The 14,632-nt window shown below is 64.5% G+C and carries 12 protein-coding genes; 4 read left to right on the top strand and 8 right to left on the bottom strand.

Annotated features, from left to right (window positions below; genetic code table 11):
* Positions 1-133: 133 nt before the first annotated feature.
* Positions 134-2,479, bottom strand: a complete 2,346-nt coding sequence (locus ABRP30_RS26605) for an FdhF/YdeP family oxidoreductase (protein WP_349975985.1) — start codon at positions 2,477-2,479, stop codon at positions 134-136.
* 5 nt (positions 2,480-2,484) lie between these two features.
* Positions 2,485-3,315 (bottom strand): formate dehydrogenase accessory sulfurtransferase FdhD, encoded by an 831-nt coding sequence (gene fdhD / locus ABRP30_RS26600; protein ID WP_241805536.1) that lies wholly within the window; start codon positions 3,313-3,315, stop codon positions 2,485-2,487.
* A gap of 192 nt (positions 3,316-3,507) precedes the next feature.
* On the opposite strand from fdhD, the gene lysM reads away from it, so the two are divergent.
* Entirely contained in the window at positions 3,508-3,948 is a 441-nt protein-coding gene (lysM, locus tag ABRP30_RS26595; protein WP_349975984.1) for a peptidoglycan-binding protein LysM, read from the top strand.
* A 262-nt stretch (positions 3,949-4,210) separates the two neighbouring features.
* Here the strand turns inward: lysM and yrfG are convergent, their stop codons facing one another.
* Positions 4,211-4,873 (bottom strand): GMP/IMP nucleotidase, encoded by a 663-nt coding sequence (gene yrfG / locus ABRP30_RS26590; protein WP_349975983.1) that lies wholly within the window; start codon positions 4,871-4,873, stop codon positions 4,211-4,213.
* A gap of 64 nt (positions 4,874-4,937) precedes the next feature.
* On the opposite strand from yrfG, the gene nudE reads away from it, so the two are divergent.
* Together nudE and cysQ are read left to right on the top strand one after the other, a co-directional pair.
* Positions 4,938-5,504 carry an ADP compounds hydrolase NudE gene (gene nudE / locus ABRP30_RS26585; protein ID WP_241805538.1) on the top strand — a complete coding sequence of 189 codons (567 nt, stop codon included), beginning with the start codon at positions 4,938-4,940 and terminating at the stop codon, positions 5,502-5,504.
* Positions 5,501-6,328: a 3'(2'),5'-bisphosphate nucleotidase CysQ gene (cysQ, locus tag ABRP30_RS26580; protein ID WP_267819441.1), complete on the top strand. Its 828-nt coding sequence runs from the start codon at positions 5,501-5,503 to the stop codon at positions 6,326-6,328. The genes nudE and cysQ overlap by 4 nt, the downstream gene beginning before the upstream one ends.
* Here cysQ and ABRP30_RS26575 read toward each other — a convergent pair.
* Genes ABRP30_RS26575 through rfbC form a run of 5 tightly spaced genes read right to left on the bottom strand, consistent with a single transcriptional unit; the run spans position 6,317 to position 11,427 of the window.
* Positions 6,317-6,772, bottom strand: a complete 456-nt coding sequence (locus tag ABRP30_RS26575; protein ID WP_349975982.1) for a YiiD C-terminal domain-containing protein — start codon at positions 6,770-6,772, stop codon at positions 6,317-6,319. The genes cysQ and ABRP30_RS26575 overlap by 12 nt on opposite strands.
* Entirely contained in the window at positions 6,769-8,178 is a 1,410-nt protein-coding gene (locus ABRP30_RS26570; protein ID WP_349975981.1) for a sigma-54 dependent transcriptional regulator, read from the bottom strand. Before ABRP30_RS26570 ends, ABRP30_RS26575 begins: the two co-directional genes overlap by 4 nt.
* Positions 8,175-9,989, bottom strand: a complete 1,815-nt coding sequence (locus ABRP30_RS26565) for an ATP-binding protein (protein ID WP_267819435.1) — start codon at positions 9,987-9,989, stop codon at positions 8,175-8,177. The genes ABRP30_RS26570 and ABRP30_RS26565 overlap by 4 nt, the downstream gene beginning before the upstream one ends.
* Positions 9,990-10,027: 38 nt before the next feature.
* Positions 10,028-10,888: a dTDP-4-dehydrorhamnose reductase gene (gene rfbD, locus ABRP30_RS26560; protein WP_349975980.1), complete on the bottom strand. Its 861-nt coding sequence runs from the start codon at positions 10,886-10,888 to the stop codon at positions 10,028-10,030.
* Positions 10,885-11,427, bottom strand: coding sequence for a dTDP-4-dehydrorhamnose 3,5-epimerase (rfbC, locus tag ABRP30_RS26555; RefSeq protein ID WP_349975979.1), 543 nt, complete (start codon positions 11,425-11,427; stop codon positions 10,885-10,887). Before rfbC ends, rfbD begins: the two co-directional genes overlap by 4 nt.
* A 191-nt stretch (positions 11,428-11,618) precedes the next feature.
* Between rfbC and ABRP30_RS26550 the strand changes: the two genes are divergently transcribed.
* A complete protein-coding gene (locus tag ABRP30_RS26550; RefSeq protein ID WP_349975978.1) occupies positions 11,619-14,519 on the top strand; it encodes an aminotransferase in 2,901 nt (966 codons plus the stop codon).
* Positions 14,520-14,632 lie beyond the last annotated feature (113 nt).

Below are 14,632 nucleotides of genomic sequence, written 5' to 3'. Positions count from 1 at the left end.
GAGTTGTACACAATTTTCTAAGTTACTGATTTAACGGTGAAACTTTATCGTTTTTCATGTGTCTGAGGTAATTGTGACAAAGCCCTGAACCCCTGTGGAACAGGGCTTTTTGCGTTTTTACCGTACCGTTCGGTTACACGATTCGCCCGTAGTCGCGCGCCCGCTCCAACTTGATGGCGACGAACTTGGAGGTCGGTGTATGGCTGCCTTGGCCAATGCTTTCCAACGGGATCAGCGGATTCACTTCCGGGTAGTACGCCGCCGCTTGCCCAGCCGGGATATCGAAAGGCAGCAGGGTGAAACCCTGCACACGGCGCACATGCGCATCACCCCACAACGATACGATGTCGACCTTCTGCCCTGGCTGGAAGCCCAGGCGGATGATGTCGGCCTCGTTGACGAACAGCACGTCACGCTGGCCACGCACGCCACGGTAGCGGTCGTCCAGGCCATAGATGGTGGTGTTGTACTGATCGTGCGAGCGCATGGATTGCATGATCAGGTCGGGTACCTGGCCGCTGGCGCGTACCCGCTCGTCGAGCAGGGTGTCCGGCAGCAGGTTGGCCTTGAAGTTGGCGCGGCCGTTGATGGTCTTCCACTGGCGGCTGGCTGCACTGTTGCCCAGGTAGAAACCGCCTGGGTGGCTCAGGCGCTGGTTGAAGTCGGCAAAGCCTGCAATGGTGTCGCCGATCAGGTCGCGGATACGGTTGTAGTCGGCCACCAGCCAGTGCCAGTCGACCGGGTTTTTGCCCAGTGTGGCCGCGGCGATGCCGGCAACCACTGCCGGCTCCGAGCGCATGTGAGTCGACAGCGGCTTGAGCTGGCCGTTGGAGGCGTGGACCATGCTGAAAGAGTCTTCAACGGTGACCGCCTGCGGCCCGTCGGCCTGTAGGTCGATGTCGGTGCGGCCCAGGCACGGCAGAATCAGCGCCTGTTTGCCATGGACCAGGTGGCTACGGTTGAGCTTGGTGCTGATGTGCACGGTCAGCGCGCAGTTGCGCAGGGCCTGGGCGGTACGCTCGGTATCCGGGGTGGCCTGGGCGAAGTTGCCACCCAGCCCGATGAACACCTTGGCGCGACCGTCGAGCATGGCGTGGATCGCTTCGACGGTATTGTGGCCATTGTGCCGCGGCACCGGGAAATTGAAGCGTTTTTCGATGGCATCGAGCAGCGCCACCGGCGGACGCTCATTGATACCCATGGTGCGGTCGCCCTGCACGTTGCTGTGGCCACGTACCGGGCACAGCCCTGCGCCAGGCACACCGATGTTACCGCGCAGCATCTGCAGGTTGACGATTTCCTGGATGGTAGGCACCGAGTGGCGGTGCTGCGTGATACCCATCGCCCAGCACATGATCACCCGCTTGCCGCGGCAGTACATGCGTGCCGCCAGCTCGATGTCCGCAAGCTCCAGGCCGGACTGCTCCTGGATGTGCGCCCACGAGGTGGCGTCTACCGCCGCCAGGTACTCATCGACGCCGTGACCATGCTCGGCGATGAATACGTGATCGAACACCGCCGGCTCACCTTTGGCCTGCGCCTCACGCTCCCATTGCAGCAGGAATTTGGCCATGCCGCGCAGCAGCGCCATGTCGCCTCCCAGCGCCGGGCGGAAGAACGCAGTGTTGGTCGGCCGGTCGCTGTTGGTCAGCATCTCCAGCGGGTTCTGGGGATGCTGGAAACGCTCCAGGCCGCGCTCCTTGAGCGGGTTGATGCACACCACCTGGGCGCCACGCTTCACGGCATCGCGCAGCGGGTCGAGCATGCGCGGGTGGTTGGTGCCGGGGTTCTGGCCCCAGACGAAGATTGCGTCGGCGTGCTCGAAGTCATCGAAAGTGACCGTCCCTTTGCCCACACCGATGCTTTGCCCCAAGGCTACGCCGCTGGCCTCGTGGCACATGTTGGAGCAGTCGGGGAAGTTGTTGGTGCCGTATGCACGCACGAACAACTGGTACAGGAACGCCGCTTCGTTGCTGGCCCGCCCGGAGGTATAGAACTCAGCCTGATCGGGGCTTGCCAGGTTGTTCAGCTCACGGGCGATCAAGGCAAAGGCTGCATCCCAGGCGATCGGCTGATAGCGGTCGCTGGCCGGGTCGTAGACCATCGGTTCGGTCAGGCGGCCTTGGTACTCCAGCCAGTAGTCGCTCTGCTCGAGCAGCGCGCTGACGCTGTACCGGGCGAAGAATGCCGCATCGACGCGGCGCTTGGTGGCTTCCCAGTTGACCGCCTTGGCGCCGTTCTCGCAGAACTTGACCATGCCGCTCTCGGGCGAGTCGCCCCAGGCGCAACCGGGGCAGTCGAAGCCGCCATTCTGGTTGGTCTTGAGCAGGGCGCGAAGGTTCTTCAGCGCATTGTCGCTGCCCACCCAGGCCTTGGCCACGCTGCGCAGTGCGCCCCAGCCGCCGGCGGGGCCGTGGTAGGGCTTGTAGCGTGGTGGGGAGGCTGGGGCGTTGTCTGGAAGAGGTTGGTACGAGGTCACGGCTATTACGACTCCGCCGCTGGGCTGTAGACCCGCGGTGCACTGTGTTTGGGCAGGTGAATGAGGTTGAGGTTGTGCTTGCGCGCCCATTGCAGGGCAAGCCCGGTAGGGGCCGAGAGGCTGACCAGGGTCTGGATGCCGGCACGCAGGACTTTCTGGATCAGCTCCAGGCTGCAGCGGCTGGTGACGATGGCCAGGCCACCTGCGGTGGCGATGTCTTGGCGCAGCAGGGCGCCGATCAGCTTGTCCAGCGCGTTGTGGCGGCCAATGTCTTCACGGCCGAGCAGCAACTCGCCCTGGGCGTTCATGAACAATGCCGCATGCACGGCGCCGCAGTGCTGGCCCAGCGGCTGGAAGGCATCGATGCGCTCACGCAGGCCCACCAACCACTGCGCCGGGGGCAATGGCGCGCCCGGCAGCTCGGCAAGCTCTGGTAGCGCTTGCTCCAGGGCTTCGACGCCACACAGGCCACAACCGCTGGTGCCAGCCAGTTGGCGACGCTGGTTTTTCAGGTTCCAGAATGCGCGGCTGGAAATTTCCAGGTCGGCGTACAACGCCGAGCCACTGCCGGAAAGTTTCAGGTCGTAGATGTCTGCGGTGCCTTCGACAATGCCGCTGCCAACGCTGAAGCCGACCGCAAAGTCTTCAAGGTCGGTGGGGCTGACGAGCATCACGGCCTGATTGAGGCCGTTGTAGACGATGGCCAGGGCGACTTCTTCGGCCAGCGGTGTGCTGGCCCGCGCAGCGTCGTCGAGCTGGACGTAATCATAGGTGTTGCTGGCGGCAGGCAAGGCCAGAGGCGTCGAGGCCGCGCAGACCGGTGGCTTGCTGTTCATCGGGGCTGGTTGTTCATCGGCGCTGACTACCGGCGGCTTTTTGATAGCACCAGCCTAGGCCTGTGGGCCGGTCACGTCTAATCGCTAGGGTCTATGCCTTGATAGACCGCGTCGATTGGTCGCAGTGGGGCGGGGGAGGAAATCCTGGCCTAGACTCGTGATTCCGAGGTTAACGTCAACATGGAGAACGCAATGAGCCTTTTCAGTTTCGTGAAAGAAGCCGGCGAGAAGTTGATCGACCTACTGACGCCAGGCAATGCCAATGCCGAGGAGCAGTTGAAAAAACATGTGGAGAACGTCGGCCTGGGCAACCCGAACATCACCGCTACGGTAGACGGTGACAAGATCACCCTCAAGGGCGAGGTTGCCAGCCAGGAGGAGAAGGAGAAGATCATCCTTGCGGCCGGTAACATAAGTGGTGTGGCCAGCGTTGACGATCAGATCACTGTAACAGGGCCGGTCGTTAAGGCTGCGCGGTTCATTACCGTTAAAACGGGTGACACGCTGTCAGCCATTGCCCTGGTCGAGTATGGCAACGCCAGCCAGTACCGCAAGATCTTCGAAGCCAACAAGCCGATGCTCAAGCATGAGGACAAGATCTATCCGGGCCAGGTGCTGCGTATTCCGGACTGACAGATCGCTATCGTCTGCCCCGGCCAATCGCCGGCAAGCCGGCTCCCACTAGACGGTGGACTGCCCCCCAGATGTTGGACTCCCATCCAACCCTGGGGGGCTGCCAGAACAACCACAGCGCTCGAAAGCGGTGCAGTACCGGTGCAACCACCTGCCTCCCAATTCCCAGAAGCCAACACCATTGCTGTGAAAGCAACTGTCTTACCTCATTCCTAAAAGCTAACACCTTCCTTGTGGGAGCCGGCTTGCCGGCGATTTGGCCCTAAAGACCGACCAGCAACTCCCGGTAATCCTCGACTGCCGCAAACTCATGGGTATCGCGCGGCGCGGCCTGGCTATCGGGCTGGCGCACTGCCAGCAAATGCCCCACGCCAAACCGCCGGGCACTGCGCAGGATAGCCAGGGTGTCGTCGATGAACAGGCTGCGCCCAGGCTCGAAGCCGATATCGGCCTGCAACGCGTCCCAGAACTGCGGGCTTTCTTTCGGGTAGCCATAATCATGCGAACTGATCAGCCGCTCGAAATACGGCGCCAGTTCCACCCGCTCCAGCTTCAACGACAGCGAATCGCGGTGTGCATTGGTGATCATCACCACGCGCTTGCCGGCCTGGCGGATCGCCGCCAGGAAGGTATCGGCGTCTGGGCGCAGGGCTATCAGGTCGGCGATCTCGCGCTTGAGTTCGCGGATCGGCAAGTTCAGCTCACGGCTCCAAAAGTCCAGGCAGTACCAGTTGAGCGTACCGGCATTGCGCTCGAACAGCGGCTGCAGCTCCATCTCAGCCATTGCCCGGCTTACGCCGTGCACCTGTGCGTAGCGCTGGGGCAGGTGCTCCAGCCAGAAGCGGTTGTCGTAATGCAGATCGAGCAGCGTGCCGTCCATATCCAGCAGGACAGTATCGATGGCAGACCAGGGAAGAACAGGCATGGGAAACTCTCGTTCAGTCGGCAAGCCACGGTATAGTAACCCGTTCACGCCAAGGAGCCGCCCCATGCGCCAGAAACCCACCGTTCTCAGCCGCGAGATCGTCGCCAGCAGCCGCTTGTTCCGCGTCGAGGCCGTGCAGTTGCGCTTCAGCAATGGCACCGAGCGTACCTACGAGCGTCTGGTCGGGCGCGGCAATGGCTACGGCGCGGTCATGATCGTGGCCATGCTCGATGCCGAACACGCCGTGTTGGTCGAGGAATATTGCGGTGGCACAGATGAATACGAAGTGTCCCTGCCCAAAGGCCTGATCGAACCGGGCGAGGATGTGCTGGCCGCGGCTGACCGGGAGCTCAAGGAAGAAGCCGGCTTTGGCGCGCGCCAGCTGGAACATTTGACCGAGCTGTCGCTGTCGCCCGGCTACATGAGCCAGAAGATCCAGGTGGTGCTGGCCACCGACCTTTACGAAGAGCGGCTGGAGGGCGACGAGCCGGAGCCGATGCGGGTCGACAAGGTCAACCTTCGCGAACTCTCGGCGCTGGCCATGCACCCCCAGTTCAGCGAGGGGCGGGCGTTGGCGGCGTTGTACTTGGCGCGCGACCTGCTGATCCAGCGGGGGCTGCTCGAGGTATGAACGACCAGCAACTGATGCATGCAGTGGTGCAACTGGCCGGCCTGGCAGGGCAGGCGATCCTGCCGTTCTGGCGCGCCGACGTCGCGGTGACCAACAAGGCGGATGATTCGCCGGTGACCGCCGCCGACCTGGCCGCACACCGGGTAATCGCCGACGGGCTGCAGGCCCTCGCGCCGCAGATCCCGGTGCTGTCCGAGGAAGACTGCAATATCCCGTTGGCCGAGCGCCAGGGCTGGCAGCGCTGGTGGCTGGTCGACCCTTTGGACGGTACCAAGGAGTTCATCGCAGGCAGCGAAGAGTTCACCGTCAATATCGCGCTGATCGAAAACGGCGAAGTGGTGTTTGGCGTGGTTTCGATGCCGACCAGCGGCCGCTGTTACTTCGGTGGCCACGGCCTGGGCGCCTGGCGGGCAGAGGCCGGCGGCGAGCCCCAGCCGGTCCAGGTGCGTAACGCGCCGCCTGCCGATGGCCGTTTCACCGTGGTCGCCAGCCGGCGCCACTCCAGCCCACAGCAGGAGGCGTTGCTGGCTGGCCTGGGCGCTGCTGTCGGCGAGCTGGAGCTGGCCAATATCGGCAGCTCGCTCAAGTTCTGCCTGCTGGCCGAAGGCAGCGCCGACTGCTACCCGCGACTGGCGCCGACATCGCAGTGGGACACCGCTGCGGCGCAAGGTGTGCTGGAAGGGGCTGGCGGCGAAGTGATTGGCGTGGACGGCCAGCCGTTTTGCTACCCGCCGCGCGAATCCCTGCTCAACCCCTTCTTCCTGGCTTTGCCCGCAGCGGCAAGCTGGCGTCAGGCGCTGATCCAGCTCGCCTCAGCGATGTAACACATACTGCCCGCTGAACCTCACGGCGGGCTCGTCGCTGCCAGCATTGCACACCGTGGTGTCCAGCGTCAGGCGCGCACGGCCGCGGCGCTGATACAGCGTCACGAAGCGCTCCCAGGTTTTTTCGTCCGGTGCGGCGCAGCGTGCCACGGCCGTGCCGGTGACCGGCAGCGGGTAGCTGATCTGCCCCTCCTGAATGACGATATGCCCGTCGTCGATGCCCAGTTCGCGCAGGCGCAGGTGCAGCCAGCCCCAGCCCACCAGAACGGCGGCGCAGTACAGGCTGCCGCCGAACATGGTGCTCTTGTGGTTGACGTTGGCGGCCAGCGGCAGTTGCAGGCGCAGGTTCTGGCCTTGCCAATCGATGACCTGCAGGCCCATTTCACGGGTCAGGGGAATGTCGCTGTGCAGTACGTCCTGCAGGTACTGGCTGTCGCTGTTCATGGGCGGTTGTCCTCTTGGTCGTCGGGCCCGCTGTGGCCACCGTCAAAACTGAGGCCGTGCTTGCGCAGCTTGTCATGCAAGGTTTTACGCGGGATACCGAGGGCCTCGGCCAGGCTGCGCATGGAGCTGTGCGGCTGGCCCAGTTCGGCGGCAATCAACGAACGCTCGAACTGCTCGACCTGTTCGCTGAGGTTGCCCAGCTGATGCGCTGTTGTGGGTGCTGCGGCAGCGGGAGCCTGGTTATCGAGCGCCAGCTCCAGGCCCAGGGCGAAACGCTCGGCGGCGTTTTGCAGTTCGCGCACATTGCCTGGCCAGGCATGGCGCAGCAGCATGGCCCGGTGCGCCGGCTGCAGGGTTTGCGGTGGCAGGCCGTGACGCTGGCTGGCGGTATCGGCGAAGTGCTGGAACAGCACCAGGATGTCATCCCCACGCTCGCGCAGCGGCGGTATGCGCAGCGGCGCCACGTTCAGGCGGTAATAAAGGTCGGCACGGAAACGGCCCTGGTCGGCAGACTGGCGCAGGTCTTCCTTGGTTGCGGCAATGATGCGGATGTCCAGCGGGATCAGTTGGTTGCCGCCCAGGCGCTCGACCACCCGTTCTTGCAGCAGGCGCAGCAACTTCACCTGCACGTCCAGGCTCATGCTCTCGATTTCGTCGAGGAACAGCGTGCCGCCATTGGCGAACTCGAATTTGCCGATGCGGCGCTTCTGCGCGCCGGTGAAAGCACCGGGCTCATGGCCGAACAGCTCGCTTTCGACCACCGACTCTGCCAGGGCGCCAGCATTGATGGCCACGAATGGCCCATCGCGGCGGCTGGACAAATCGTGCAGGGCGCGGGCGACCACCTCTTTGCCAGCGCCGGTTTCACCGAGGATGAGCACATCGGCGCGGGTGCCGGCCAGGGCACCGATCTGTTCGCGCAGGCGCTGCATGGCGGGCGACTGGCCGACCAGGCGGGTAGAGAGTTGCTGGCGGTCGCTCAAGGCCAGGCGCAGGCTGCGGTTGTCGAGCACCAGCCGGCGCAGGGCCAGGGCGCGGCGCACGCTGTCGAGCAGGGCTTCACTGGCAAACGGTTTTTCAAGGAAGTCGTAGGCGCCGGCACGCATGGCCTGCACTGCCAGGGGCACATCGCCGTGGCCGGTGATCAGCAGCACTGGCAGTTCGTTGTCCCGCCCGTGCAACTGTTCGAGCAGTTGCAGGCCATCGATGCCGGGCATGCGGATATCGCTGACGACCACGCCAGGCCAGTCGGGCTCCAGGCGCTCGGCCAGGCCTTGGGCGTCGCCCAGGGCAACCACCTTCAGCCCCGCCAGGTCGAGGGTTTGGCTCAAGGCCTGGCGCAGGTGTGGGTCGTCGTCGACCAGCAGCACCTGGGCCTGGCTGTCGATCTGTATCTCGGGGGTCATGCCGAGGGGTCCTCCGATGGTTGCAGGTTGGCGCCGGGGGCTGCCACGCGCATTTGCAGGGTGAGCAGGGCGCCGCCTTCCGGGTGGTTGGCCAGCAGCAGTTCACCGCCCAGGGCACGCATCAGGCTTTCGCAGATGGCCAGGCCCAGGCCCAAGCCCTGGGTGCGGGTCTTGGTGGTGAAGAACGGCTCCTTGGCATGCTCAAGGGCCTGCCGGCTGAAGCCCGGGCCATTGTCGCGGATGAACAGGTAGACGTAGTCATCGCGCTTTTCGGCACTGAGCCACAGGCGGCGCGGGTTGGCTTTTTCAGTCAGGGCATCGAGGGCGTTGGCCAGCAGGTTGCCGAGCACCTGGCGCAGGCGGGTTTCCCCGGCCTGCACCCACAGGGTGGCATCGGGCAGGTCACGGATCAGTTCCACGGCCATCGCCCGGCGGCGTTTGGCCAGAAGCGCCAGGGCGTCGTCCAGCGCCGGCTGCAGGGCCACGCTTTCCGGCGCGTGGCGATCACGCCGGGCGAAGGCCCGCAGGTGAGCGATGATCGAGGCCATGCGCCCGGTCAGTTCGCCGATCAGCTTGAGGTTGCCACGGGCATCTTCAGTGCGCTGGTGATCGAGCAGGATCTCGGCGTTTTCCGCGTAACTGCGGATGGCTGCCAAGGGCTGGTTGAGTTCGTGGCTGATGCTCGCCGACATGGTACCGAGCACCGACAGCTTGCCCGCCTGCACCAGCTCGTCCTGGGCGCGTACCAGCTCCTGCTGGGCATTCTCGCGCTCCAGTACCGCGCTTTTCAGGCGGTTGTTGAGGCCTTCGAGGTCGGCGGTGCGCTGAGCCACACGATTTTCCAGCTCCTGACGGCCCCGGGCTTCGAAGTCGATGCGGTCGATATAGTGCCGACGGCGTTGCATCACCAGCCCGGCCAGCAGCATCAGCACCAGCAGTGCGCCGCCACCGATGGCCATGACGGTTTGCACCGAGCGGTCGACCAGCATGCGCGGTGCGAGGATGCTGACCTGCCAGCCGGTCTCCTTGATGTCACGGGTCTGCGCCAGCCAGGCGTTCGGGTTGAGGTCCAGCGGCTGTGGCGCCTGGGTCGGGTAGGGCTGGATGGCGATGATCGCCTGGCGCTCGGCCTCGGTCAGCTCGCGGGTGGCGCGAAAACGCCAGTCGGGCCGGGAGGTGAGGATCACCACACCGTTGTGGTCGGTCAGCAGCAATTGCTCAGGCGTATTGCCCCAGAGGGTCTCGGTGTGGTCCAGGTCGACCTTGACCACCAATACCCCGACGATGCGTTCACGGTCATGTACTGCCGCGGCAAAAAAGTAGCCGCGCTTGGCCGACGTGGTGCCTTGCCCGAAGAAGCGCCCAAGTTGCCCGGCCATGGCTTCGTTGAAGTACGGGCGGAAGGCGAAATTACGGCCCACGAAGCTGTCGCGCTTGTCCCAGTTGGAAGCGGCCAGGGTATTGCCGCTGACGTCCATCAGGTACATCACCTCGGCACCGGTCTGGTGGGCGATGTCTTTGAGCAGGCGGTTGGCGTTGGTGACCGCTTCGAGCTTGAACGGGTCGGCCAGCACGCCACGCAGCGCCGGCAGTTCGCCAAGAATTTGCGGCAGGGTTTCGTAGCGGTGCAGTGTGCCGAGCAGGTTGGCGACGTACAGGTCCAGGGTCTGGCGATTCTGCGACGCCAGTTCGTCCTGGTAATAGCGTTCGGCAAGGTGATGCAGCGGCCACAGCAAAGGGGCCAGGCACAGGGCCAACAGGGCCAGGCTGCGCCAGCGGGGACGGCGTGGGTGCGTGGGTTTTGCAATCATCGCGTAAATGCGCCAGAAGAGTCTGGCGCAATTATGCGCTACTTGAGGCAGTCGATCAGCGCCTGCTGCCAGTGCGGCAGCGTCACGCCCCATTCGTGGGCCAGGCGCGAGCAGTCCAGGCGCGAGTTCGCCGGCCGGCGCGCGGGCGTGGGGTAGTCGCTGGAGGGGATCGGCAGCAGCTCGGCGCAGGGCAGGCCACGGGCCTTGAGCTGCTCGCCGATGGCCTGAGCAAAGCCGAACCATGACGTCTGGCCTTGGGCGGTCAGGTGATAGGTGCCCCAGGCTCCGGCCCCGCCGGCCTGCCAGCGTTCGATCAGCAGGCGAGTGCTGTGGGCGATGGTCGTGGCCCAGGTCGGCGCGCCGATCTGGTCGTCGACCACGCGCAGTTGCGGTTTTTCCTGCAGCAGGCGTTGCATGGTCAGCAGGAAGTTGCGCCCATGCAGCGAGTACACCCAGCTGGTACGCAGAATCAGGTGGTCGCCCCCCACGGCAGCGATGGCCTGCTCACCGGCAAGCTTGCTGCGCCCATAGACGCCGAGCGGGTTGGGTACGTCCTGCTCGGTGTAGGGCGTGGCCTTTTCCCCGTCGAACACGTAGTCCGTGGAATAGTGAATCAGTGGTGCGCCAAGGCGCAGCGCTTCTTCGGCAAGCACGCCTGGGGCCTGGCCATTGATCGCGAAGGCGGTGTCTGGCTCGCTTTCGGCCTGATCCACCGCGGTATAGGCGGCCGCATTGATGATCAGCGCGGGGGCGAGCTGGCGCAGCGGTTCGCGCAAGGCCTCGGGCTGGGCCAGGTCCAGCTGGTCGCGGCCCAGCAGGTGCACCTCGCCCAGGCCGGCCAGCTGCGTTTTCAGCGCCTGGGCGACCTGGCCGTTGTGGCCACACACGAGCACCCTCATGGGAACAGGTCCGCGTCTGCCAGCCGCGCGCCGGCCTGGTCCTTGGCCGACAGCAGCGGCGCTTCCACGCCCCAGTCGATGGCCAGCTGTGGGTCATCCCAGCGGATGCAGCGCTCGGCGGCGGGGTTGTAGTAGTCGGTGGTCTTGTACAGGAAGTCAGCCGACTCGCTCAACACCAGGAAACCATGGGCGAACCCTGGTGGGATCCAGAATTGGCGGTGGTCTTCGGCACAAAGGCGGGTGGCCACCCAGCGGCCGAATGTCGGTGAGCTGCGGCGGATATCCACGGCCACATCCAGCACTTCGCCCTGAACGACCCGCACCAGTTTCCCCTGGGGGTTGTCGATCTGGTAGTGCAGCCCGCGGAGCACGCCGCGCTGTGAGCGGGAGTGGTTGTCCTGGACGAAATGGGCGTCAAAGCCTGTCAGCCTGGCAAACTCGCGGGCATTGAAGCTTTCGAAGAAAAAGCCGCGGCTGTCACCGAAGAGCTTGGGCTCGATGATCAGTACGTCGGGAATGTCTGTAGCGATTATGTTCATGGCATTTTTCTGACCAGTGTACTCAGGGGTGGACCGTACCGGCCTCGTTCAATGTAGCCGCGTTGGTGCTTTGCAGCCCGGATTGCCATCATGACCGAGCGTGGACGCACGATCATCATTTCATCACTGCCACTTGTGTATCGGCTTCGGCAGTGGCGAGATAAGCGAAAAGTAAAAGAGGTTCCATCTTCATGCCCCTCAGTACCCTTATCCAGCGTTCCAGCTTGCCAAGCCCTTCGCTCAGCGAAGCCCAGGCGCATGCCTTGCTCCAGGCGCATTACGACCTGGCCGGCAGCCTGTCCAGGCTGGGCAGCCAGCAAGACCTGAACTTGCGGCTGGATACGGGCCAGGAGCGGTTCGTGCTCAAGGTTTGCCACGGCAATTATGCCCGGATGGAACTGGAGGCGCAGCATGCAGCGCTGGCGTACCTGCGCGCGCAAGGCTTGCCGGTACCTGCCGTACGCCCGGCACGCGACGGCCAGTCGTTGTTGGCATTGGACATCGATGGCCAACCGCTGCGCGCCCGCCTGCTCGATTATATAGAGGGGCAGCCGCTGACCCGCCTCAAGCACATGCAGCCGCGGCTGATGGCCGAACTGGGCGCGCTGTGCGCCCGGGTCGACAAAGCCTTGGCCGATTTCGACCACCCAGGCCTGGTGCGCACCCTGCAATGGGACCCGCAGCACGCCCAGGCGCTGATCGAGCATTTGTTGCCAGTGCTGCAGGATGCCGGGCAGCGCGCCCGCGTGGAACAGGCCACGCGCCTGGCGGCCGCAAACCTGGCACCGCTGGCGGACGCTTTGCCGAGCCAGGCCGTGCACCTGGACATCACCGATGACAATGCCGTCTGGGCCCGCGATGAGCAGCGCCAGTGGCAACTGCAGGGCATCATCGATTTCGGTGACCTGGTGCGTACCTGGCGCATCGCCGACCTGTCGGTTACCTGCGCGGCCCTGCTGCACCACGCCGAAGGCGACCCGCTGCGCATCCTGCCGGCCGTGAGCGCCTACCAGGCCCTCAACCCGCTGAGCGAAGCCGAGTTGCGCGCCCTGTGGCCGCTGGTGCTCAACCGCGCAGCCGTGTTGGTACTCAGCAGTGAGCAACAACTGGCCGTGGACCCCGACAACCAGTACATCCTGGACAACATCGCCCATGAGTGGGAGATCTTCGACACTGCCACCGCCGTGCCTTTTGCCCTGATGGAAGCGGCCATTTTGCAGGCCGCCGGCATCGAGCCGAGCCGACCGGACCTGACCGATTGCACCCTGTTGCTGCCGGACCTAGCGCTCGAGGCAGTAACCCGCGTCGACCTGGGCGTGCTCAGCCCCCTCTGCGAAGCGGGTAACTGGGAGCAGCCTGGCTTCGATCAGCGTCAACTGACGGCGCAACCCGCGCCTGCCTGCAGCCTGCATGGCCAGTATCGTCTGTCGCAAACCCACATCGACCGCCCCGATGAACCGGCCACCTGCGCCCTGGGCGTCGAACTGCATGTGCCCAACGGCAGCGAGGTACAGGCACCGCAGGCCGGGACCTGGCAGCGCCATGGCGATGGCCGTGGCTGCTTGCGCACGGCGCAGTGGGCCTTGTGGCTCAGTGGCCTGGAAGATACCCCCGCAGACGGCCAGGCCGTGGCCAAGGGGCAGGCGCTGGGCACCAGCTGTGGTTTTCTCAGTGTGCAGCTGTGCCTGGATGCCAGCATCCAGCCGCCACTGTTCGCTGCACCTTCCCAGGCTGCCGCCTGGCTGGCGCTGTGCCCCTCGCCTGCAGCGTTGCTGGGCTTCGATTGCGATGCCGAGCCGCTGGCCGACCCGCAGGCATTGCTGGCCCGCCGTGACGCCAGCTTCGCCCGCTCGCAGAAGCACTACTATGCACAGCCACCCCACATCGAACGCGGCTGGCGCAACTACCTGATCGACATGCAAGGCCGCTCCTACCTCGACATGCTCAACAACGTCGCGGTACTGGGCCATGGCCACCCTCGCATGGTGGCCGAGTCGGCACGGCAGTGGTCGTTGCTCAATACCAACTCACGCTTCCATTACGCGGCCATTGCCGAGTTTTCCGAGCGCCTGCTCAAGCTGGCGCCGGCGGGCTTTGACCGAGTGTTCCTGGTCAACAGTGGTACCGAGGCCAACGACCTGGCCATCCGCCTGGCCTGGGCCTACAGCGGCGGGCGCGACCTGCTCAGCGTGCTGGAGGCCTACCATGGCTGGTCGGTAGCCACCGATGCCATTTCCACCTCCATCGCCGACAACCCGCAAGCCCTGGAAACCCGGCCCGACTGGGTACACCCGGTCGAGGCGCCGAATACCTTCCGTGGCCGCTACCGCGGCGCAGACAGTGCCGGTGACTACCTGCGTGACGTCGATGCCAAGCTCGCTGACCTCGATGCCCGGGGCCGTCAGTTGGCCGGCATGATCTGCGAACCGGTTTATGGCAACGCCGGTGGCATCTCGCTGCCGGCGGGTTACCTGAAAGAAGCCTATGCCAAGGTCCGTGCCCGCGGCGGTGTGTGCATCGCCGATGAAGTGCAGGTGGGCTATGGCCGCCTGGGCGAGTACTTCTGGGGCTTCGAGGAGCAGGGTGTGGTGCCCGACATCATCACCATGGCCAAGGGTATGGGCAATGGCCAGCCACTGGGGGCCGTGATCACCCGGCGCGAGATTGCCGAGGCGCTGGAGGCGCAGGGCTACTTCTTCTCCTCGGCGGGCGGCAGCCCGGTGAGTTGCCGTATTGGCATGGCGGTGCTGGACGTGATGGACGAGGAGGGCTTGTGGCAGAACACCCGCGAAACCGGGCGCTATTTCAAAGCGCGCCTGCAAGCGTTGGTCGATAAACATCCGCTTGCTGGTGCCGTCCATGGTTCGGGCTTCTACCTGGGGCTGGAGCTGGTGCGTGATCGCCAGACCCTGGAGCCGGCCACCGAGGAAACCATGGTGCTGTGCGACCGCCTGCGTGACCTTGGGATCTTCATGCAGCCGACCGGCGATTACCTGAACATCCTCAAGATCAAACCGCCAATGTGCACCACGCGGGCCAGCGTGGACTACTTTGTGAACAGTGTGGACCGCATCCTGTCCGAAGAGCTGTAAGCATCAGCGATGCCGCTCACGTCGATTGTTATCGGCTTGGGCGGCATTTTTATTAGCCGTTCGGCTGTTTCAGGCTTTTAATGCCGATATATATCGGTTATAAAATTGCCATC

Origin of the sequence: Pseudomonas sp. WHRI 8519 (assembly GCF_040224055.2) — a bacterium.
Taxonomy (GTDB): Bacteria; Pseudomonadota; Gammaproteobacteria; order Pseudomonadales; family Pseudomonadaceae; genus Aquipseudomonas; species Aquipseudomonas putida_X.
The sequence above is the reverse complement of the archived record's forward strand: the minus strand, read 5'-3'. Positions and strand labels throughout refer to the sequence as shown.